Source organism: Companilactobacillus insicii, from assembly GCF_003946015.1.
GTDB classification, from domain to species: Bacteria; Bacillota; Bacilli; order Lactobacillales; family Lactobacillaceae; genus Companilactobacillus; species Companilactobacillus insicii.
On the sequence record NZ_RHNU01000002.1, the window covers coordinates 17,972 to 40,941 of the forward strand.

General features: G+C 34.4%; 17 protein-coding genes. 6 read left to right on the forward strand and 11 right to left on the reverse strand.

What is annotated here, in order from left to right:
* Positions 1-39 precede the first annotated feature (39 nt).
* The 8 genes from EKM79_RS00880 to EKM79_RS00915 form a co-directional block, all read right to left on the reverse strand.
* Positions 40-1,737: a glycoside hydrolase family 13 protein gene (locus tag EKM79_RS00880; protein ID WP_164505967.1), complete on the reverse strand. Its 1,698-nt coding sequence runs from the start codon at positions 1,735-1,737 to the stop codon at positions 40-42.
* Entirely contained in the window at positions 1,727-2,140 is a 414-nt protein-coding gene (locus EKM79_RS00885; RefSeq protein ID WP_125565250.1) for a PTS sugar transporter subunit IIA, read from the reverse strand. The genes EKM79_RS00880 and EKM79_RS00885 overlap by 11 nt, the downstream gene beginning before the upstream one ends.
* A gap of 11 nt (positions 2,141-2,151) precedes the next feature.
* Positions 2,152-2,964, reverse strand: coding sequence for a PTS system mannose/fructose/sorbose family transporter subunit IID (locus tag EKM79_RS00890; RefSeq protein ID WP_164505968.1), 813 nt, complete (start codon positions 2,962-2,964; stop codon positions 2,152-2,154).
* Positions 2,957-3,763, reverse strand: coding sequence for a PTS mannose/fructose/sorbose/N-acetylgalactosamine transporter subunit IIC (locus EKM79_RS00895; RefSeq protein WP_125565252.1), 807 nt, complete (start codon positions 3,761-3,763; stop codon positions 2,957-2,959). The genes EKM79_RS00890 and EKM79_RS00895 overlap by 8 nt, the downstream gene beginning before the upstream one ends.
* A gap of 14 nt (positions 3,764-3,777) precedes the next feature.
* On the reverse strand, positions 3,778-4,245 hold the full coding sequence (locus tag EKM79_RS00900; protein ID WP_125565253.1) for a PTS sugar transporter subunit IIB: 468 nt from the start codon (positions 4,243-4,245) through the stop codon (positions 3,778-3,780).
* 73 nt (positions 4,246-4,318) lie between these two features.
* The gene (locus EKM79_RS00905; protein WP_125565254.1) at positions 4,319-5,323 is read right to left on the reverse strand and encodes a LacI family DNA-binding transcriptional regulator; all 1,005 of its coding nucleotides are present in this window, start codon (positions 5,321-5,323) and stop codon (positions 4,319-4,321) included.
* A 233-nt stretch (positions 5,324-5,556) separates the two neighbouring features.
* Positions 5,557-8,622 (reverse strand): beta-galactosidase subunit alpha, encoded by a 3,066-nt coding sequence (ebgA, locus tag EKM79_RS00910; RefSeq protein WP_125565255.1) that lies wholly within the window; start codon positions 8,620-8,622, stop codon positions 5,557-5,559.
* A gap of 2 nt (positions 8,623-8,624) precedes the next feature.
* On the reverse strand, positions 8,625-10,118 hold the full coding sequence (locus EKM79_RS00915) for an amino acid permease (protein ID WP_281273189.1): 1,494 nt from the start codon (positions 10,116-10,118) through the stop codon (positions 8,625-8,627).
* A 146-nt stretch (positions 10,119-10,264) separates the two neighbouring features.
* Here EKM79_RS00915 and EKM79_RS00920 point away from each other — a divergent pair, with 146 nt between their 5' ends.
* Entirely contained in the window at positions 10,265-11,095 is an 831-nt protein-coding gene (locus EKM79_RS00920; RefSeq protein ID WP_125565257.1) for an AraC family transcriptional regulator, read from the forward strand.
* Between the two features lie 38 nt (positions 11,096-11,133).
* On the opposite strand, the gene EKM79_RS00925 is transcribed toward EKM79_RS00920, so the two are convergent.
* Positions 11,134-13,371 (reverse strand): alpha-galactosidase, encoded by a 2,238-nt coding sequence (locus EKM79_RS00925; protein ID WP_425454013.1) that lies wholly within the window; start codon positions 13,369-13,371, stop codon positions 11,134-11,136.
* An 87-nt stretch (positions 13,372-13,458) separates the two neighbouring features.
* On the reverse strand, positions 13,459-14,508 hold the full coding sequence (locus tag EKM79_RS00930) for a D-alanine--D-alanine ligase (RefSeq protein ID WP_125565259.1): 1,050 nt from the start codon (positions 14,506-14,508) through the stop codon (positions 13,459-13,461).
* Between the two features lie 176 nt (positions 14,509-14,684).
* On the opposite strand from EKM79_RS00930, the gene EKM79_RS00935 reads away from it, so the two are divergent.
* Positions 14,685-15,635 (forward strand): DUF1002 domain-containing protein, encoded by a 951-nt coding sequence (locus EKM79_RS00935; protein ID WP_125565260.1) that lies wholly within the window; start codon positions 14,685-14,687, stop codon positions 15,633-15,635.
* Positions 15,636-15,803: 168 nt separating this feature from the next.
* Positions 15,804-17,945 carry a mucin-binding protein gene (locus tag EKM79_RS00940; RefSeq protein ID WP_125565261.1) on the forward strand — a complete coding sequence of 714 codons (2,142 nt, stop codon included), beginning with the start codon at positions 15,804-15,806 and terminating at the stop codon, positions 17,943-17,945.
* 274 nt (positions 17,946-18,219) lie between these two features.
* Here the strand turns inward: EKM79_RS00940 and EKM79_RS00945 are convergent, their stop codons facing one another.
* Positions 18,220-18,900, reverse strand: a complete 681-nt coding sequence (locus EKM79_RS00945) for a ribonuclease H family protein (RefSeq protein ID WP_125565262.1) — start codon at positions 18,898-18,900, stop codon at positions 18,220-18,222.
* Between the two features lie 68 nt (positions 18,901-18,968).
* Between EKM79_RS00945 and EKM79_RS00950 the strand changes: the two genes are divergently transcribed.
* The 3 genes from EKM79_RS00950 (at position 18,969) to EKM79_RS00960 (ending at position 22,966) form a co-directional block, all read left to right on the forward strand.
* Positions 18,969-19,718 (forward strand): alpha/beta hydrolase, encoded by a 750-nt coding sequence (locus EKM79_RS00950; RefSeq protein WP_125565263.1) that lies wholly within the window; start codon positions 18,969-18,971, stop codon positions 19,716-19,718.
* Positions 19,719-19,817: 99 nt separating this feature from the next.
* A complete protein-coding gene (locus EKM79_RS00955; protein ID WP_281273192.1) occupies positions 19,818-22,532 on the forward strand; it encodes a YhgE/Pip domain-containing protein in 2,715 nt (904 codons plus the stop codon).
* Positions 22,532-22,966 carry a hypothetical protein gene (locus tag EKM79_RS00960; RefSeq protein ID WP_125565265.1) on the forward strand — a complete coding sequence of 145 codons (435 nt, stop codon included), beginning with the start codon at positions 22,532-22,534 and terminating at the stop codon, positions 22,964-22,966. Before EKM79_RS00955 ends, EKM79_RS00960 begins: the two co-directional genes overlap by 1 nt.
* Positions 22,967-22,970 lie beyond the last annotated feature (4 nt).

Here is a 22,970-nt window from a genome sequence, read left to right on the forward strand (position 1 = left end):
AATAATCAATACTAGTTTTTTTATTCATTTCTTGTATGGTTAAGTTTTACTACTGAACAAATAAACCACTGTACCATAAGGTGGTAAATCTAAATTATCACCATTGAATTTATTAGGTGCAGAGAAATTACTGATTATCTTTTCCCCATCATCATTAAACTTAGGCAATTTCACAGTTTGATTTTCGACAGTAAAATTACCAGCTACAAACAATGTTTCATTCTCGCCTTTTCTTAAATAACAATAAGTATCTGGATTATCTTTATCTAATAATTCATATTTTCCCGTAGTTACAATCGGTAAATCATGCCTTAGCTTAATTAGTTTTTGGTAATAATAAAATACCGAATCTTTGTCGTCTAATGCATTCTTAACATTTATTTCTTTATAATTTGGATTCATTTTTATCCAGGGCTTGGATTCTGAAAAACCAGCATTTTCACTTCCATCCCATGGCATAGGTGTACGTGCATTATCACGAGATTTTAAGTATATGCTACGCATTGTAAATTTTTTGGAAAGATTATACTGGTCAATAAATCTATGATATGTATTAAATGTCTCCAGATCAGTATAATCATCAATTGAATTATATTTAGCATTAGTCATTCCCAATTCTTCACCTTCAAAGACAAAAGGTGTTCCTTGTTGCATATGCAAAATAGTTCCTAGCATTTTAGCCGACTGAGTTCTATATTCCCCATCATCATCACCAAATCTTGTAACTGGTCGAGCTTGATCATGGTTACTCCAATATAAGCTATTCCAACCGTTATGCTCATACATTGCATTTTGCCATTCAGTAAGTACTCTCTTTAAATCCACCAATTTGAACCTTTTATCAGAATACTTACCATATTTACCGTAATCCAAATGCATATGATCAAAATGAAAAACCATATTCAATTCATTTCTAGAAGCATCCGCATATAGTACTCCTTCTTTTGAAGATGTGTGTGGAGTCTCACCAACAGTCATCACATTGTACTTACTTAAAACTTCACGATTCATTTCTTGCAAATATTCATGGACTTTTGGCCCATTAGCTGCACCTGCATAATAACTTCCTAATTTTCTGTTTTGTACAAGTGGACCGTCTGGATACTTAGGATCTTTGGAAATCAGAGAAATGACGTCCATTCTGAACCCATCGATTCCCTTATTAAGCCAAAATTTCATAATATCGTAAACATCTTTACGAACTTCGGGATTTTCCCAATTCAAGTCTGGCTGTTCTTTAGCAAACAAATGCAAATAATACTGACCTAATTTATCAACATACTCCCATGTCGTGCCGCCAAAAGATGATCCCCAATTATTGGGAAGTTCACCTTTTTTACCATTTTTCCATATATAGTAATCATGATACTTACTATCTTTACTTTTAATTGCATCTTTGAACCAAGGGTATTCACTTGAAGTATGGTTAACAACCAAATCTAAAATGATTTTAATACCTAATTTATGTGCACTCTTAAGAAGAGTATCGAATTCTTCATCTGTTCCAAGAATAGGATTAATTTTTCGATAATTACTAATATCGTATCCATTATCTATTTGTGGAGACATATAAATTGGATTCAACCAAATAATATCTACTCCCAGTTTTTTTAAATAATCTAACTTTTGATTAATACCCGGAATATCACCGATTCCATCATTATTAGAATCATTAAAACTTTTTGGATAAACTTGATAAACTACACTTTTTTGCCACCACTTAATATCATTCGTCATCATCATCAACCTCAACTTGCATGGTATTTACATAAACGATAGATTCTTTTGCTTGGCTAATTAATTTTTCAACTCTTTCTTGAGTTAAATATTTATCAGATGGCTCCATAGATATGGACAATGCTAATGGTAAATTCATACCGCTAATAATATGAGTATGTGGTCGAGTACGATAACTAAAGAATTTTTGATTAACACTACCAGCCGTCATATCAGTCAAAACTACGATTTCTGTATCAGATGATTCATCCATCATTTTACTTATTTTATCTTCAATTGGATCATTATCCATATAAGCAGATAAGACACTAAGTTCAACCAATCCACCTGTAATAAAGTTCAGTGTATCTGCCATGCCATCAGCCAATTTATGATGAGATGCTAATATAATTTTACGTTTCATTTTACATACTCCTAAGCTTTAAAAATACCTAAAAATGTTCCTACAAGTGATATTGCAATAACTAACAAAATAACTCTAGTTGGTGTCCATTTCTTATTGCCTAATAATTTAAAAATCAACAATGTTAATAATGCTGGTAGCAATGCAGGCATAATTTTATCAAATACGCCGGTTTGAAGATTAAGTGCGACTTTACCAAATTGGAATTTCACAGGTGCTGAAATTTTGACAACCGTAGCAATAAGGCCACCTACAACACTTAAGCCCATTATTGAGGCCGCTTCTGTAAAAATAGTTAATTTATTTCCTAAAGAAGTAATTAATCTTGTTCCTGATGTATAACCAACATCAAATAATTTTAATTTAACAAACCAGAAAATAATATTAGCGATAAACCAAACAATCGCACCTAACGGATTCCCCTGTAATGCCATATATCCAGAAATAGAACCCATAATTGTTGGCCATAATACCCAAACTAAAGTATCACCAACACCAGCTAGAGGACCCATCAAACTGGTTTTTAATGATTGAACAGCATCCTTAGCCTTTATTCCATCACGTTCTTCCATTGCTAATGTTGCACCAAGAATCATTGATGACATTACGGTTGTTGAATTATAGTAATTAAAATGATTATTCAATGCAGCTTTGTATTCATCATCATTCTTATAAATTTTGCGTAATACCGGAGCCATTGACCAAGCAACAGCTGGTCCCATTTGAGATTCATAATTAAATAAATTACAAGCCATAAAGTTATAGCGGACCGCTGCTCTACGTCTATCTTTTTTTGTAACTTTATATTTATCTGTATCACTCATCATAGTCGTCTCCCTCATCATCTGGTACCTCGCCTGATACTGGTGATGCCTCAGCATCAGTTGCCTTTTTAGATTCGCTAAAGAAGTACCAATATGCTGCTGCAAATCCAATTAGAGCTATACCCAATACTCCAACTTTTAAATAAGCGGCAAGTACAAAACCAACAATTATGTATGGTAAGAATTTTTTTACAGGCATGTAATGCAGCAACATACCAATACCTACAACTGGTAGCATTCCACCAGCAACAGTTAATCCGTCTGTAACCCATTTTGGAACAACCTTCAAAATGAAAGTTACTACTTCTGGGCCAAAGAATACGATCAATGCAGCCGGTAAAGCAGTTTGTAAACTAAATAGAATCGGTCCAAGCCATGCTTCAACGTTCATTTTCTTCCATGCATTCTTATTATTATCAGATTGCATTTTGTGTGCTAAAAAGTTCGCTATAATACGTGCAACAACTTCCAGTTGTATAGCTAATAATCCAACTGGTAAACCAACTGCAATCGCAGATTTGATACCTGTACCTGTACGCGTTGCAATAAATACACCGATAATAGTTGCTAATCCATAATTAGGAGCCGATGCACCACCTAAAGCCGCAACACCCAACATCATTAATTGAAAAGTACCAGCAATTGTTAATGCAGTTGTCAAATCTCCCATGATAATTCCGGCAATGGTTCCGACAATAACTGGGAACCATGACATAACAACAAGACCATTCTGATCAATTGTCATATAACCTGCTAATATAATAATCAATATATCCTGTAATAATTGAATACCCGACATGATCAAATTTCCTCCTATTCGTTATATGGTTCCTCTGTATCAGTTGGTACATATTGAATTACAATTGGAATATTTTTGTCCTTAATTGCCTTCAAGTCTGTACGTTCCTTATCATTTAATGCAACAAATTTTGTTACAGGTTCACGACCATCTTCATTGAATATAATTCCTAAATCAACTTTGGGAATATCCACTCCACCTTCAATAAGTCTTATTAAGGTTTCAGGTTCTTTAACTAATACAAACACTCTTTGTGTATCGTATTTACCACTATTGAAATTTGTAATTGCCTTATTAGTGTCAATAATTGACATTCCAGTACCAGCTGGTTTTGACATTCTCATACTTGCTTTGATATCTTCATTTTTACTTATTTCATCATCAACAACCATAAATCTTTTTACCTTTAATGATTGGGCCCATTGATTAACAATCAATCCATGTACTAAACGTTGGTCAATTCTTGCTAAAACTACTGTCATAATTTTATTCCTCCATTTTTGGTATCGATACCATTTTTAATCTTAAAAAAAGAATATATAATATATTCGATTTTTAGGCTGAATTCCTTGATATAACTTTTAAGTCTAATGGTTTTATATTTCTTTCAATATCACCATTTAATTCTGCAATCATGAGCTGAGCTGCTTTCACTCCCATCTCATTTACTGGCTGTCGAATTGTAGACAAAGGTATGTTCAACTTTGAGGACATAGGTTGATCATCAATTCCTAATACACCCAATTGAGAAGGTACCGAAATTCCATTATTTCTGGCTGCTTCAACTATTCCAGCTGCAACCTCATCACTACCAGCAATAATTGCATCTGGCTTATTTGTCATATTCTTGATTTCCATTAGTATTTCATTTCCATCTTCTTCAGTATGCGCATCGTAAAACAACCAATTAGAATTAAAGCTTAATTTGGCCTCTTGTAACGCATCTTGAAATCCATGAAATCTATCTGAATCAAAGTCACTGCCCAGGAGCGCAATTGACAACTTTTTTCTACCAGTTGCATACGCTATTCTACTAAATCCCTGTTTAAGTAAATACTCTGTTCCTGACTTTAATCCTTTATACTGGTTCGCATATATCATTGGAATAGGTAAATCTTTCAAATATTCATTAGCAAGTACAATTTTTCCATACTTTAAATATTCTTTGATAACCGACCATTGATTTTCTATTGAACAAAGAATTACTCCATCAACTTGCTGCTTTTTGAGAAGCTCAAGAGCACCTAACTCTTGATTCTTATTACCAAAAGTTTGAACGATAATCGTATTAAATTCCGCATTAATCAACGTTCTTTCAATTGAATCTATTAAATACGAGAAAAACGGATTTACAATTCTAGGTACAACAACTGCAAGTGACTTCGAGCTTGATCCTCTTAGTTGACGAGCTGCAGGCAAAGGAACATAACCCAGTTGATCCATTGCTCCCTTTACTAACGCTCTTTTCTTAGGAGAAACATGCGGACTATTATTTATTACCCTTGAAACGGTCGAAACAGACAATCCAGCTAATTTTGCAACGTCCGAAATAGTTGCCAATTGTATTTCCCTCCTTCGTTGAAACCGATATCACAACAATATGATAGCAACCGCTTACACAATTGTCAATACATTTTGGTATCGATTTCATAAAATTACATTTATAAATATAATTTAAAATACCTCAAAACAAAAAGCAGTAATTGTCATACAACAATTACTGTTTTTTGAATCTAAATATGGCATGCACTACATATCATATCTGGGGGAGTGATTTTAAATAAATAATCTCATTACTTTTTTAGGTTCTCATGTGCAATAGCTTTATCACTAACCTCCTTATTATTAAACGGAGTAATTCTAAAGTTTATTTCAAAGGGTTCAACTTTAGCTCTGTATTTTTCCAGTTGCCATTGTCCACATGAATATGTTCCTAGAGCATTCTGCTTATAATCAATATTTAGAACTACATGATCTGCTTTCGTTAAGTCACATGTATGTTTTGCTTCGTCCAATGTTTTTTCATCATAATATGAAGTACTGAAATTAAATGAATTTGGAGTAGAAAATACTAATCCCTGTCCTCTATCATCAGTTAACGAAACCCATTTTGTATCCATATGGTTGCCGTTAGCCTGAGGAACCACGTAGTTAGTAAACATCCCTTCAACGGTATTTGTATACAATCCCATCATACCTGCTTCTTTTGAATCAGCGTAATTTTCTCCGGGTCCACGACCAAAATATCTTACTTTTCCTAGGGATTCATTTAAATCCATTGTTAAACCTAGTCTTGGTAACATATCCGGTACCGTGTCTAGCTTTCCGCCTGGAATCCCTTTAACATCAACTAGAATATCCCCTGTAGCATAAATTGTGTAATGATACTCACAATTAAAATGCCACGAACTATTTGTTGTGCCATGCAAGGTTCTAACAATAACATTCAAATGGCCATCTTCAACTTCATAATTAAATGACTTTACAACATCGTGTTCCAAATGGAGAAATTGAACTTTCTTCATTTCGTCAATAATCTCCATATCATTGCTAATTGGCGCTCTCCAAAAAGTAAATTTAGGACCCTGATCCATAAATTCAATTCCATCACGAGTCAAACTAGTTATTATTCCCCTTACAGTATCAAACTTAACTTGAAAATTATTTCCAATGGCTGTTAAACAAGCCAAACTCTCATTAACTTCTATATTTCCTTCAGGAATAATCTTGATTCCATCAACATGTATTGGTAACTCAATTTGAGCCGTTGCTAATTCATATCCAGCACCTGCATATCTAGTGCTTTCTTTTAATTGATATGAAATATTCAACAAATACTCTGATCCGGGTTTAGGAACAATATGAGAATTATAAGGAATTGTCATATCTCGCTTTTGTCGAGCTGGGATAGAAGGTAAGTCTATTGATCCACTCTCTAATACAATGTCATCTTCCATAACCGTATATACTAATTTAAATCTATTTAAATCAGCAAAATCATAGCGACTCAATAACTCAATTTTTCCTTTAAGTGCATCAATTACTGTAGTTGTAATTGGTTCGATAACTTTCTTATATTCATGCAATCCTGGTGACGGCGTACGGTCAGGCATAAGCATACCATCAATACAGAAATCCTTATTGCTTGGATCATCACCAAAGTCACCGCCATAACGATAATATTTCTTTCCATCATCAGTGTATGATTCGATTCCATGATCAAACCATTCCCAAATAAATCCACCTTGTAATTTATCATGATCATAAAATAAATCTTGATACTCTTTTAGATTACCAGGACCATTTCCCATCGCATGTCCATATTCACATAAAATATGGGGCTTCTTTGAGTCCGCAATAATATTTTTCATCAATAACTTCTTCTTAGGATTTTCCAACCATGTATACATAGTTGAATAAACATCAACTACTTCGGCATCAAAATCTCCCTCATAATGAACCAATCTTGTCGGATCCATCTGCTTAGCTACTTCAGCCATTTTTCTAAAATTACATCCAAAATCGGACTCGTTACCTAACGACCAGAACAATATAGATGGATGATTTTTTTCTCTTGAAATCATTCTAGTCATTCTTGTTACATATGCCGTTTCCCACTTAGGATCGTTAGTAATCCAGTCGTATTTTTTTGTCAATTCAAAACCATGACATTCCAAATCAGTTTCGGCAATCAAATACATACCATATTCATCACATAAATCATACAAATAATAAGAATTTGGATAATGACTTGTACGTATAGCATTAATGTTATACTTCTTCATTAGCTTAATATCTGACTCTATCTCTTCTTTAGCCACAACACGGCCATTCTTAGGATTATAATCATGTCTATTTACACCCTTAATTTTAATGGCAACACCATTAACAAGGAAAGTATCTCTTTCTACATGAATATTCCTGAAACCAACATTTTGCGGTATAACTTCAATAACCTTATCGTTCTTTTTAACCGTTACAAGTAATTTATAAAGATTTGGAATTTCAGCTGACCACTTCTTAACATCAACAATTTGAGATTTTATTTCAGCCTTTCCATCTTCTACATCTACAGAATCATCAAGTACTGATTTTCCACTATTATCCAATAGATTTATGAATACACTTTGACCATCATCTTGCCTAAATTTTAGCTTAATATCTAATAACCCATTTTTATAAGTATTGTCCAAATCAGCAACAACAGTAATATCCTGCAATCCATTCATAGGAACGCCAAGTAATTCAACATCACGATCAATTCCACTTAACCACCACATATCCTGATCCTCAAGATATGTCCCATCAGACCATTGATATACTCGAACTGTTAAATCATTGCTCTCATTGAATTTGACTAAATTAGTAATATCAAATTCCGCTTCATTACGTGCGCCTTTGCTATATCCTACTTCTTCACCATTTACCCAGACATTATAGGCAGAATCAACACCACCAAATCGTAAAATAATTTTTTTATTCAAAAAGTTATTATCGACAGTGAATGTACGTTTATATATCCCAGTTGGATTCTCTGTTGGTACATATGGTGGATTAATCGGGAAATTGTACCATAAATCTGAGTAATGCATCTTTCCATACCCTTGCATCTGCCAGCATCCCGGCACAGTAATCTCATCCATCGAATCGGTATCAAAGTCAGCTTTGTAAAAACCTTCAGGACTATACTCTGGAGCATCCAAAAACATGAATTTCCAAGTTCCATTCAGATTCTTAAAAGCGTGCGTATAACCATTTTCATTTAACAGTGCACGTTCCTTATTTGGAAATGTTAAAAAATGAGATCTAGCTGGTTCTCGATTAATATCATCAACTTGATAATTTTCCCACATTTTCATAATTACTTAGCCACCTCTTCAACGTCATTATCTTCTGTAAGATTTTTATTTTTCTTTTCATATCTTGCCCAGAATATCCATGCAAATCCCATGAATATAACTAATCCAAGCAAATTATAGATTAATGTCCCTATAGGACTAGCAATACCCTTAGGTAATTTACCATCAAGTTCCTGAGCTATTAATGATGGATCGGGAACAGTTGACATAAAGAATATAAAGATAAAGACAATCAATAAGAATATTCCTGCTGTTAGTCCAAAAGTTCTGTTACCAAATCTGAAATCTCTTGGCATATCATCCTTTTTAAGTCTCAATCCAATATAAGCTATGAGAATGAATAGAACAGGTAACAATGAGGTTGAAGCAGTCATGTTGATTAAGGTCTCTAAGAAACTATCCATATCTCCAATACCCAATGCTGGAATTATAAGTAAAATTGTAACGATAATTCCTTGAACGATAAGAGCATTTGTTGGGTTCCCTTCATCATTTGTGCGAACTAGCCATTTACCAAATACACCTTCAGGTATTTCAGAAAAGAATACCTTTACCGGTGCAGCAGTCCAAAGTGCTAACGAACCTAAACTTCCTAGGAACAGGATAATACCAACTAAACGTACCATTGCACCACCAGGAATATTAAAATGCGTTCCTAAGATCTTAAATATATCAAATATCCCATTTGAGAAATTTCCTTTTAATACAGATGTAGGAACAATAAAACCAACCGCAACAGCGCCAAGAATATACATAATACCAACAAAAATAGTGGCACTAATCATGGTTTTAACAAATGTCTTGTTACCACCTTTAACATCCTTGATATAAACACCAATACTCTCCCCACCACCTACTGCTTGCAAAATCCATGCCATAGTCATGAAGAATGTCCAGTTAAACGTTGGAGCAATACTTTTTACAGAAAAATCTTGTGCTGGAGCCTTGCCGAATCCAAAAACTACAACAAAGGCTAATACCACAAAAATTATTCCCATAAATAAACGTGCACTTCCGGCTAAACTAGTAACTGTTGAAATCCATGAGACTCCCTTAATACATACCCATGTCATAAGCCAGAACAAAGCTATAGATATAAGTGCAATAATTACGGTTCCATTATTACCGCCAAAAACGTTCTTACCTAAAAAGGCATATGAACCATAAATCAACGTATTAGGTAATAACGAACAAAAGAAAAATAAATTAACAAAGAAATAAGACCATGCACCTAAAAAAGCCCACTTAGGTCCCAAAACACTTTCAAGCCAACTATGTACACCTGATTCCTTGTTTGAATTTGCGGATGCAAACTCAGCAATCATTAATATGAATGGCAAGAAATAAAAAACCGATCCAAAAATATATCCCGGTATTGTAGCTAGACCAATTTGAATACTATTATTAACAATACTAGGGAATGCAAATACGGCCGAAAAGGTCATTAGCATTAAGGCTACCGATCCTAGTCGTTGTCTCTTATTAGATTCCTCCAAAGTTATCATCCTTTCACTTCAATAGTTTGATACTCTAAATATAGTCTCTACTTAAATTTTTAAAAACATAAGATGATTCCATATTATTGTAATTATGTTGACTACAAACAAACGAAGACAATATACTCATGATGGGGGTTATATAAATGAAAAAGGAAGAACAAGCAGATGTAGTAATAAACAATGAAGTGTTAAGTAATGACTTCAGCATTTGTGAAGCTGGGTTCGAAAAATGTCGTCCATCAAAACCCGTTGAATATATTCCCATCAACTACTGGGTAATTCATTATTGTATCGATGGTGAGGGATACTTTTCTTTAACTAATTCACCCAATGAGCACATCAGCGCGGGAGATATATTTATGATTCCAGCACATTGTGGCAATAGGTATTACCCAAAGAAAAATACCCCCTGGACATACAGATGGATTGGATTATCAGGAAATAAAGTAACAGAACTCCTAAAAAAATGTAATTTATCAACTAACGATTATGTCATTCATGATGCATTTGATGAAAATATTAATAAAATATTTGAAGAAGTATACCAATACTTCAAACGCAACAATACATTCGGCTCCCTAAGTTCAGTATTCTCATTGTTTGAATATCTTTCGTCCAAAGAATTACTACCAGAAGAATTGGGAACAAAGGAACACTTGTTATTACAAATAACTAATTATATAAAAAGGCATTATTCTGATGATATCTCAGTCGATGAAGTTGCTAAGGTGCATAACATTGATAGATCGTACTTATTTAAATTATTCCAAAAATATAAAAAAATTACTCCTAGCCATTACATACAAAACTTAAAACTACAAAAAGCTTGTTCTTTATTACGGAAAAGTTCGTTATCGGTCACTGATATAAGTTATGAATGTGGTTTTACTTCTCCTTCATATTTTTCCAAATTTTTTGTTGATAATATTGGTATGACTCCTTTAAAATATCGAAATCGTTTTATTATAAAATAATCCACAAAAAAACGTCTGGCAAAAGTCAGGCGTTTTCTTTACATCTTCTTAAAATGATAAATCTTACTTTGAAAATCCCCATTAAAATCAGGAATATATATTCCCAAGTTCATTAGTTCATCCCCAAAGTAAGTTTTTCCCGTATCAACATCACGATATTTATAATCAGGATTTAATCCCTTCAAAAATATCTCATGAAATACTGGTTGACCAGATGACAATATTCGACTGACAAACATTAATACATCAGTCTTTTCGTGATTAACAAACATCCAAGATGCAATATTAGATTCAAAGGGACTCTTAAGTCTAATATAATCACCGTATTGGACTAGTTTGCGCACTTTTTTGTATTGGTCGACTTGACGTTTAATCTCAGCTTTTTCATCATCATTTAACTTGGTCAAATCCAATTCGTATCCTAAAACACCACTCATCGCGACATCACCACGGGTCTTCAATGGTGTAATTCTACCAGTTTGTTGATTAGGAACAGCTGAAACATGCGCCGTCATACTAGAAACTGGATATGCCAGACTAGTTCCATATTGAATCTTCATTCTTTCAACAGCATCAGTATTATCACTGGTCCATGACTGCGGCATATAATACAACAATCCGGCATCAAATCTGCCGCCACCGCCGGAGCATCCTTCCCACAGAATATCCTTGTACTTAGTAGTTAGATGATCCATTAATTCATAGACGCCAAGGATATATCTATGTGAAGCTTCTCCTTGGTTATGTTTATCAAGAGCAATTGAATATACATCTGACATATTGCGATTCATATCCCATTTGACATAGTCAATATCAACCGAATCTAATAGCTTAGTCATCTGCATTTCAACATTTTGACGTACTTCTTTACGTCCCATATCAAGAACAAACTGATCACGCGATGGTGATGGATCACGATTAGGCTCCTGCATCAAGTAATCAGGATGTTCACGATACAACTTGGAATCAATCGAAATCATTTCAGGTTCAAACCACAGACCAAATTTCATCCCTTTTTGATGGACGTAATCCGACATACCCTTTAATCCCATTAGCAATTTATGCTTATATTCAAACCAATCACCTAGTGATGAATTATCAGTATTACGGTGTCCAAACCAGCCATCATCTAAGACAAACATTTCGATTCCCATATTGGCTGCTTCATCAACAATTTTTTTGATTTTTTCATCAGTGAAATCAAAAAATGTAGCTTCCCAATTATTAATGACAATCGGACGTTCCTTCATCTTGTAATTACCACGGGCAACACGCTCACGTAACAGGTGATGGAATGTGTTACTCATATCATTGAGTCCAGTGTCTGAATAAACCATAATAACTTCCGGCGTCTGAAACTCTTCACCAGATTTTAGATTCCAGCTGAAATTATAAGAATTGATACCAACCAAAACTCTCAATTGATTTATTTGATCTTTTTCCAATTCAAAATCATGATTACCAGAATATACAAAGTTCAAGCCAATCGCCGGTCCAGCGAATTCACTTGTATCATGATTAAGCAAAGTTATAAAACTGTTCATCTGATGACTTGATTCACCACGACGGCTTTGAAAGCTTCTGATTCCAGAATTAATATCTTCACGATTAATCTGACGCTCATGCATGTGGGCACCCGGCAATGAAATAACTTGATCATAAACACCATTATTAGTTAAATCCAATTGCATAGAGGATATCTTCTCTAAAGCAATCGACTCACTTGTTTTGTTCGTTACTTTAGCCGAGCGTGTAATAACTGCCCGATCGTGATAGATCGTATAATACAAATCAACATATATTTCTTGAAATCTATCTTTTAATGTAATTATTAATGTCGTTGCTTCATCAGCTGACTCCACGTATGACTGTGGCAATCCTACCAAATTAGGTTTTCCTGATTCAATTTTGTAATCATAATATCGCAAATCATGAATATTAGAACCATTCTCGCGTCGGATTATCGATGCTGGAATACGATAATCCATCGAACCATGACTAGAATATTCTTGCGGCAAAGTATCTTTTGAATATCCACGTTCAGGATTTCCCGGTACATTTCCAGAGAATCCACGATAGCGTCTAGGATATGATTTATTACCGCTATAACGCTTAATTGCTTTACCGAAGTATAAGTGATTCAAAACATTATTGTCTTCAATTTTCATTAGATACGATATTTTATCGTTATGTAGATGAAATACCTTGTCTTCTTGATCAAATGATACATATGAATCTTCCAAACTGCATCTAACCTCCAATTCAAATTTATTCATCAATTCCTTTATAGTTTTCATAAAGTTAATGGTCAAGTAAAAGCAAAAAAAAACTCCCCATCTATTAAGATAAGGAGTTTAAAATTATTATTTTTCGTCGTAAATACGTATTTTACTTTTGATGATACTCTCACATAAGTCAGCATAAGAAATACCTGCAGCTTTAGCTTCACGAGGCATTAATGACAATGGTGTCATACCTGGCAATGTATTAGCTTCCATAACGTACAATTCACTATCACGTAATAGGAAGTCAACACGTCCATAATTGCTCATTCCTAAAGCTTCAAATGTGTCTTTTGTCATTTCTTGCATGCGAGAATGAGTTTCATCATCCAAATCTGGAGGAGTGATGAAATGTGTAACGTTATTTTCAACAAACTTGTGTTGGAAATCATACCAACCTGTATCAACTGCAATTTCAACAGCTGGTAAGGCGTGATTATCAACCATTGCGACTGAGAATTCTCTTCCCTTAATGTATTCTTCAATCAAGACTTCTTTGTCAAATCTTAATGCGTCAGCAATGTTTTCTTCGAGTTCAGACTCATCGTTGATAATATGTGTACCAACACTAGAACCACCATTAGATGGTTTAACTACCATTGGAAATCCAAAAGGAATATCTTCGGCTGAAATCTTGCTTGTAGTCGTTGTTGTATAATCAGCAGTTTGAATATTGTTTTGAACAAAGACTTCCTTAGAGAACTTCTTATCCATAGCAATACCAGAAGCTAATGAACCACTACCTGTATATCTAATATCGAAGACATCAAAGACAGCTTGCATCTTACCATTTTCACCATCTTCACCGTGAAGCCCCATGTAGACAATATCGGCGTGTTGGCAAATCTTCAATACGTTCTTTCCAAGTAATCCAATAGTATCGTCAGTACGTAAGGCGTTGATCTTTTCGTCTGTCAATACTTCATCACTGATGATCAAGTTAGCTTCATCTTCTGGTTCTGTAGTGAATAGATCATCGATCTTATCTTCAGCTACATCTACTCCAAGAAATGAATCGACATATGCGACTTCATAACCCTTACTTCTTAATGCGTTTGTGATCTTCACACCTGAAGATAAAGAAACGTTTCTTTCGGTACTTCTTCCACCTGAGAGGACAACGATTTTCATTGTTCGTTTCACCTATTCTTTCTTTTTTTATAAATCAAAGCGAGTTCCTAGAACCTATAGAATACCACAATCAACATTGGTTGACTATTTTTAGAGTTTACAATTTGGTATTTTTTCCAAAATTCTCGAATTATTCATAATTGTTTGGTTTAATGTAGACAAGGAGGATTTGACTCGTGAAAAAGTTAAATATTGTTTTACTTAGTTTAGTATCTTTAATCACATTGGGTATCTTTACTACTCAAAGTGTTAAGGCAGATAGTTTAAGTGACCAACCCGTAATGACGTTGGGAACTTCTTTAACAGATAGCCAAAGACAAGGTACGATTGATGCCCTATCTTCACAGATAAGTGGCAATAACAACAACTACAAGACCGTTACCGTAAATGGCGACACATTGGTTAAATATTTGAACCCTAGTGGTAGCTCATTTACAAGTGGTTCTGGAGTCTGGTCATCAGCCTTGATTCAAAAGACCTCATCTGGTTCAGGTATTAACGTCAAAATCGTTGACTATAATGGAAAGAACAACATCACTACTATTACCGCTGATCAATATAGAAACGCTGCCGTTACTGCTGGTATCAGTGATGCTAATATTTACGTAACATCAGCTACACCAATAGATGGTTCTGGAGCCTTAGCAGGTATTTATGCTGCATATGCAAGTACAGGTGATTCATTGAACCAAAATCAAGTTAATGCAGCCCAAAATGAAATGGGTGTTTTAAGTGGCATTACAGACGCCAACAAAGGAACTGATGGTTATTCCGATAAACAACTGAATAACGCTGTTGCTGGTATGAAATCAGATATTGCTCAAAAAGGTGACAATATCACAGTTAACCAAATAACAACGATTGTTAACAACAACTTACAAAAAAATAACCTACAAAACATCATTAATGATAATCAAAAACAAAAGATCATTAACTTAATGGTACAAATCAGAGACTCTGGTGCCTTGAATAATTCTAACTTCAAGGAACAGGCTACAAAATTAAGTAATGATATCATGAGTAAAGCCAAGAATATCTTTAACAACTTGAATACTCAAGAAAATCGTAATTTCCTACAAAGAATTTGGGACAGTATTGTTTCATTCTTCCAAGGATTATTTAATTAAAAACACAAAATAATATAATAAAAAGACTGGAAATTAATAAATTTTCTAGTCTTTTTATTTATATCAATTTAATTATAAATATAAGCCTCTCTAATACAAAAAACGTCATATAATGTCATTAGTAGCAATACTAATGACATATATTTTTTACCGAGGGGGGATTTTATTATGCCATTCAAATTTAAAAATTCATTTACCACTGAAAATAATCAATTTTACAAAGTGGGCAAATATTGGATATACACTAACATTGCAGCTTTAGGATTAGGGCTTTCGTTAACTACAACATTACACCCAGTTCTAGCTTCTGAAGATGGAAGTTCCCCTACAACTCAAGTTGCCTCTAATGAGGATAATTCCAATAGTCCCCAAAGTACTTCTACATCTGATAATACAAAGTCAGACACAAACTTAAATACAAGTTATGATGATACACAAAAGGCAATTAAATATAGCAACGATTCAGCTACATCAGCGAATAATGATTTTAAAACAATCAAAAGTGAATTAGCTAGTGAAGACCTTCAAAATAAATATAGAGTACAAATACCTAACCAACTCAATCAATTGAATAATGATATTTCACTTGTAAAAGATTCTCAAGCTGGACTAAATAACAGTATTAATTCATATCAAAATGATATTAATTCATCTATCGATGATAAGCCCAATGCTATACGAAGTATTACCCAAAATGGCGTACTTAAAGGTACGACATTAGATGACTACAACACACTCTTAAAGGAATATAACAACGATGAAATTCAACACAAAATAAGCGTTTATTCAGCAGCCGCAAGTGTCAATAATAGTCAATATGTATTAAAAAACTACACAGACCAATTGAACTCCAAAATAGGCTCAGGATCCACAGATTTAGCAACTGCAAAACTATACTACGCAGCTGCGTTGGATGACTATAACAGGTTCATCAGTTCATACAATCAGGAGTCTGGTGCCACCTTACCCACAATCAATAAATCAATACTTTCTGATCTGTCAATAAAGGAGTATCCAAGTGGTAATCCAATAGAAAATAACATCCAGATAGACCTTCCAATAGCTCCGTTAATAAACATTAATCAGGCAGCTACCATCTCCGTTACAGTCCCCACGCCCGAGGGAAACAAAACCATTAATGTATCTGGAATGGTCGGTAGTGATGTCACTGTAAAATCACCATCTATTACTGGATTCAGTAGTACTTCCCAGCCATTAACTATCAAGATCAGTAAGGATGATATTAACAAGCCTATATCATACAATGCTACATATACTGCAAATAAGGAAAGTGCCAACATTAATTTTGTTGATAAAACAACAAATAAAATATTGAAAACGGATAATACCATTGGTGATTTTGGAACCACGGATAAATACAATCCTCAATCAATTATTAATGAGTATATTAAACAAGGCTATTTATTGAATAACTCCAATTTTCCTACAACGGGAATTGTCTATAACAAGGATGGTGTAGTACAAGAATTCAATATTACATTTACACACGGTTCAAACAAATCTACCGATAATAAATCAGTTACTGAAACAATCCATTATCAAACTCAAAGTGGTAATAAATTACACGACGATACAATCAATACAATAACTTTTACTAGAACAGCTAATAAAGATTCAGTTACCGGTAAAACTTCATACACTGATTGGATTGGTAGTGGTGATCATTTTGATAGTGTGACTCCATTAGAAATACCAGGATATTCCACAATATCTAAGCCCATAGGCACGATATCTATAACCTCAGAAAGCCCGAATAAAGAATATACTTTTGTATATTCCAGAAATTCACATTCATCTTCATCCGGGAATACCTCTAATATCGATATTTCTAATAATCAGGCTGACAATAATAAGCCTAGCCAAATAACTAAACCTAACGGCAATAACAATGTTGATATTATCGCTGATAATGGAAAACATGAGTCAAAGCCAAACACTAATAAATCAGAAAATAATGATAGTAAAAATATTATTCCAACGACTGATAAAAATAATGATATAAGTAATATTAGGAATAACAACAAACAATCCGAGATTCAAAATAATTTTAAAAATTTAGATAAAACAAAGCAAAACTTACTTATTCAAAAAGAAGATATTAACGATGTCTTTACAAATAAAACTACTAATTCCAACGATAAATCAAATATACAAAAAGTAACGACACCTACTATCCCTCAATTGGGTGAAAACAATGATCAAAATATTCTACAATTAATAGGTTTGAGCATTACTTTTTTACTTGGATTAATTGGAATAAATATTAAAAATCGTAAACATAGCCGTTAAAAAAATTAAGAGTGAATAAACCCCAATTCTACTGGGATTTATCTACTCTTATTTTATATTGCTTATCAAAACTAGCCGGAAAAAGCAAGAAAATTGGGCCGCTATGAAGGTGGTGTTAGGTCGGTGGTTCTCCGGCCTTACACCACGGGACGAATTTTGAAATTCGCGTACTTAGCGAAGTTCAAAATCGAGACCCGAGACCGCCTTATGGCTCGGGTAGATCCCCATAGCGGCCTATTTTTTTGCTCCTGGAGGCGGCCAAAAACTTTATAGACTACATCTTATCCATAGTCTCATTAAGCAAAGCATCAACCCTATTATTACCAACATTAGTAGCATGACCCTTAGTCCATTCAAAAGTCTTATCTTCAATCGTTGGCAACAACTTATCTAATTCACGCCAAAGTTCCACATTAATTGGAATTTGACCATCAGCTTTTTTAAATCCACGACGCTTCCAGCCATTCAACCATCCCTTAGTTATGGCATTAAGAACGTATTGCGAATCCAAAACGAAAATAATCTTCCTATTATTAAGCTTCAAATCATTTAATCTTTTGAAACTCTCAATCAGAGCCATAATCTCCATTCGATTATTAGTAGCTCCAAACTCACCGTCAGTTCCCTCATAGATTTCTCCAGAAACATCGATATGATATGCCCAAGCCGCACGATCATCACTTCTAACATGTCCACCTTTGACATTACCATGATTTCTAGATCCACCATCAGTGTATACAACAACATCAAAATCTTTTAGATCACTAGTTTTATTAGTACTTTTTTTCTTAGTAGTGTAATTATCTTTATCAGTTAAAAATTTTTGAGCTTCTGCCTCAGTAGTGAAACTTTTATAACGGGCATTAGTAAATCCATCTACTTGCGCCTTACACTCAGCCCAAGTTCGATAGATTCCAGGAGTCTTTCCACGTCGTACCGCATAATATTTTTGCAATGTCTTACCTCGATTAGTTATAATTTATTACTTTTCATTATATAATAGGTTAGTGTTGGGGTGAATTTATGAAAAAAAAACAGTGGCCGATACTTTACATCCACGGCTTTCGCGGTGGGGATTACACGACCGAAAAAATGATTGATTCAGCGTTAAAATTCAATCAAAAAGACAAGTATCTTAAGGCCGTAATCAATTGGCGCGGTAAAATTACGTACGAGGGAAATTGGACGAACGATGCTCATCCAATTATTCAAGTTGTCTTTCAAAACAAATACGTTGGAAGCAATCAAATCTCCTACTGGTTATCCAAACTGCTTTTTGATCTTAGAACCAAGCACGACTTTGACACTTACGATGCCATTGGACATTCACTCGGTGCCGTAGCTTTGGTTCTAGTTAATTTAAAAGAAAAACTACATCCCTACATGCCACGATTAAAAAAATTAGTTCTTATAGCCGGTCCATTCAATGGAATTATTGGACTAGGCGATCTTCCAAATGTTAACCGCATCAAACCTGATGGCCGTCCCGCCTTCATGAGTCCAACATACTTTCGTATCTTCATGGGACGGAACAGTATCTCCAACGACCTACGAGTTTTGAATATTTACGGCAATGTAGAAGATTATTCAAATAGTGATAAATATATTTCTGTTACGTCAGTTAAATCAATATCGTATATTCTTAAACCAAGAGTAAAAGAATATATTGATTATCCGGTCAATGGCTCCAAGGCAGAACACTCACTAATGCATGATGATTCTGAAATATTAAAACGCGTTAACAATTTCATTTATTCTAATCCATTAACATAATGGTTTATTTAATAGTGAATTTATGTTAACTTATCTTGTTAGGAAACGAACCATTGAGGAGGGCACATCATCAAATCCTGGGAATTATTTAGAATAGATATACAACGAACGCTTAAATCAAAGCCAGCAACACTTTTAATGATAGCTTTGATCATTTTGCCTTGTCTATATTGCTGGTTTAACGTATGGGCATTATGGGATCCATATTCAAACACCGGTGACTTGAAAGTGGCTGTCTATTCAGACGACCAATCTGTCAAACTCAAAGGTGAAAAGATTGAAATCGGTAAAGATTTAATCGGTAATTTAAAAAAGAATAAAAAACTTGGTTGGGTCTTCACTGACTCCAAGGAACAATTAGATCAAGGTGTTAAGTCTGGTAAATACTATGCTGGTATTTACATTCCTAAGACCTTCTCAAAAGATATTATGAGCTTTGCTTCAGGAGAAATTAAGAAGCCTACCCTAGTCTACTCGGTTAACCAGAAGATCAATGCCGTCGCGCCGAAGTTAACCGAATCGGGAGCGACGACTTTACAAAACACCATTTCTGATGAGTTTATCGGTAAGATAAGTAAGACTATTGCCACAGTCTTGAACCAGTCAGGTGTTGAATTGGAGAACAACCTGCCAATGTTACGGCGCCTATCTACTTTGTTAATAACCACTGACGAAAATCGCGATGAACTTCAAAGCATTATGGACAAAGTTAAAACGGCTAACACTCTTATTCCAGATTTAAACAACAAGCTGGATGAAGTTAATAATATGTACGGCTACATTCCGGAATTAAATGCAGACGCACAAAAAATCGTTAACTTAAACAACTTCTTGCCGCTGGTAGACGAAGGTGGAACTGCTGTTAAGCAACTACAAACAAAGATACCGGAAATAAAGAGTGCGGGATCACAGATCAATACTATTGATAATGATTTCGGACAAATATCTAACTTGATGGATAGTAGTATCACTCAAGTGGATAATGGTATTAAAGTTATAACGCAGGTTGAAAATGTCATGCCAGACGTTACAAGATTAGGTAACGATGCCGAAACGGCTATTAATAACGCCAATACTAATTTAATACCTAAGATTCAAAACGCCTTACCAGTGATTAAATCAACAATTGATACTGGACTATCAATGATTTACAACTTAGCTAAACAAATTAGTACTTCCGCAAGTAACATCAATACTTTAATCGATAAAATTAAAGCTGATCCTAAAAACACAGAATTAAAGGAACAACTAAAGACCGTTATCCAAAATATGGCTGATAACGCCACTCAATTAGCTACTGTCAGTCGTCAAGTTGCTTCTACATTAACTGATTTGCAAAATCTTTATAACAAGCTAGCAGACCAGTTTGGTCATGATCAAACTACGATCTTCAATACACCAATTAAACATTTAAATGACTTAGCCGCACTGAACGATACACTTGCAGATCGCGCAAATGCCATCATTGAAGACTTCGATAATTTGAGTACTGATCAACTACAATCTAAGTTAACTGATTTATCTAATCAGTCTGATAACATTGCCGACAAGGTAACTGATATTAAGAACTTAAAGATTATTGATTCTGTATCAAACAGTATTAATGACATCAAAACTTTATTAACTGATGCAAGCAAGACACTTAGTGAAGTTAACACAAATGTTATTCCTGCTATTCCTGGATTACTAAGCAACACCAAAGGAATCCTACAGACAGCTCTAACATACTTACAAAAGTATCAAAAACAATTACCTGCTGTTGGTAACGAAATTCACGATGCCAATACACTATTAAACGGCAATATGGGGAATATCATTACTGGTATTAATCTCGCAAATGACTTCTACAATAATGATTACCCTAACTTGAAGAACAAGCTGTCAAAGGCAACATTCTTTGTTCAATATCAATTGCCAGAAATAGAGAATCAATTATCTACTGCACTGAACTTAGTCAACTCTAAGACTCCAGAGTTAGAACAATCACTATCTGCTGCTAACGACTTTGCCGAAAACGACTGGCCACAGTTGAAGAAGGACATTCACCATTCGGCTAAATTACTAAAAGATGGTGAAAAAGAAGTCGATCTCTCAGCCATTATCAAGTTGATGAAGGCTGACGCAAATACAGAATCTGACTTCTTCTCTAATCCAGTTAAGTTGAAACAAAACAACTTATACGATGTTCCTAACTACGGTTCTGCCAGTGCACCATTCTACTTAGCACTATGTGTCTGGGTTGGTGCGTTACTACTATCAAGTGTCTTCACTGTTCACTTCAAGCTGAACGATAGACAGAAGTATCGTTACAACTTCAAACAAAGATTCAACGGTCGTTATTTAACCTTTGCCTCCTTGAACATATTCCAAGCCGTAGCGGCTGCTCTAGGTAATATTTTCTTGATTCACACTTACGTTAAGGACAAAGTAGCATTGATATTATTCATGATGCTGGTAAGCTTCTGTTTTATATCAATTTTGTATTCACTAGTTCAAATGTTCGGAACGGTTGGTAAGGGTATTGGTATTATCATTCTGGTGCTATCGATTTCCGGTGCCAGTGGTAACTTCCCTGTTGTCCTATCGGGCGGATTCTTTAGATTAATTAACCCATACCTACCGTTCACATATGCCGTTAATCTGCTGCGTGAAGCCGTGGGTGGAATTTACTGGCCGAATGCATCCAAGGACATCATAATTCTTGCGGCATTTGGTATTGGTTTCTACCTACTTGGACTATTATCAACTGAGAAGTTGAAGCCATGGATCAACAAACTTCACAAGAGTGCAAAGAAGAGTATGATAATCGAATAATGACAAAATTAAAATTTTACAGACCATTTATAACTAATAACTTTTTGTGGGAATTTCCTTCTCACTTCAAACTTAAAGAAGCTAGTGAATTTCTAAATTTGAGTATTGCTCAAACAACGGACTTCATTAGTCATACTGCCAAGAGTATTATGCGAGATACTAGTATTTATTGGTTCTTACAAAATAAGCATACTAAAACTATTGCGGCTTTTATTTCTATCGAAAATATCAGTGATTCTATTGGTAATTTAACCGTTCTATTGCCTGATCTTACAAACGAAGAAAAAAATGAAATCGCCGAAAGATTAGTTATGTTTGTTAAAGATCAAATTAATCTAAATACTTTGCAATTTGTTACTTTGGATAGCGTTATTCAAGAAAAATTCACAAAGAATGGATATAATATAGGCAACAAAGAATTAAAGAGGAGTTAACAAT

What these genes read in the sequence shown, in the direction of transcription:
- EKM79_RS00880 (WP_164505967.1), bottom strand. Translation starts at nt 1,737, where the DNA reads ATGACGAATGATATTAAGTGGTGGCAAAAAAGTGTAGTTTATCAAGTT.
- EKM79_RS00885 (WP_125565250.1), bottom strand. Translation starts at nt 2,140, where the DNA reads ATGAAACGTAAAATTATATTAGCATCTCATCATAAATTGGCTGATGGC.
- EKM79_RS00890 (WP_164505968.1), bottom strand. Translation starts at nt 2,964, where the DNA reads ATGAGTGATACAGATAAATATAAAGTTACAAAAAAAGATAGACGTAGA.
- EKM79_RS00895 (WP_125565252.1), bottom strand. Translation starts at nt 3,763, where the DNA reads ATGTCGGGTATTCAATTATTACAGGATATATTGATTATTATATTAGCA.
- EKM79_RS00900 (WP_125565253.1), bottom strand. Translation starts at nt 4,245, where the DNA reads ATGACAGTAGTTTTAGCAAGAATTGACCAACGTTTAGTACATGGATTG.
- ebgA (WP_125565255.1), bottom strand. Translation starts at nt 8,622, where the DNA reads ATGAAAATGTGGGAAAATTATCAAGTTGATGATATTAATCGAGAACCA.
- EKM79_RS00920 (WP_125565257.1), top strand. Translation starts at nt 10,265, where the DNA reads ATGAAAAAGGAAGAACAAGCAGATGTAGTAATAAACAATGAAGTGTTA.
- EKM79_RS00925 (WP_425454013.1), bottom strand. Translation starts at nt 13,371, where the DNA reads ATGAATAAATTTGAATTGGAGGTTAGATGCAGTTTGGAAGATTCATAT.
- EKM79_RS00930 (WP_125565259.1), bottom strand. Translation starts at nt 14,508, where the DNA reads ATGAAAATCGTTGTCCTCTCAGGTGGAAGAAGTACCGAAAGAAACGTT.
- EKM79_RS00940 (WP_125565261.1), top strand. Translation starts at nt 15,804, where the DNA reads ATGCCATTCAAATTTAAAAATTCATTTACCACTGAAAATAATCAATTT.
- EKM79_RS00950 (WP_125565263.1), top strand. Translation starts at nt 18,969, where the DNA reads ATGAAAAAAAAACAGTGGCCGATACTTTACATCCACGGCTTTCGCGGT.
- EKM79_RS00960 (WP_125565265.1), top strand. Translation starts at nt 22,532, where the DNA reads ATGACAAAATTAAAATTTTACAGACCATTTATAACTAATAACTTTTTG.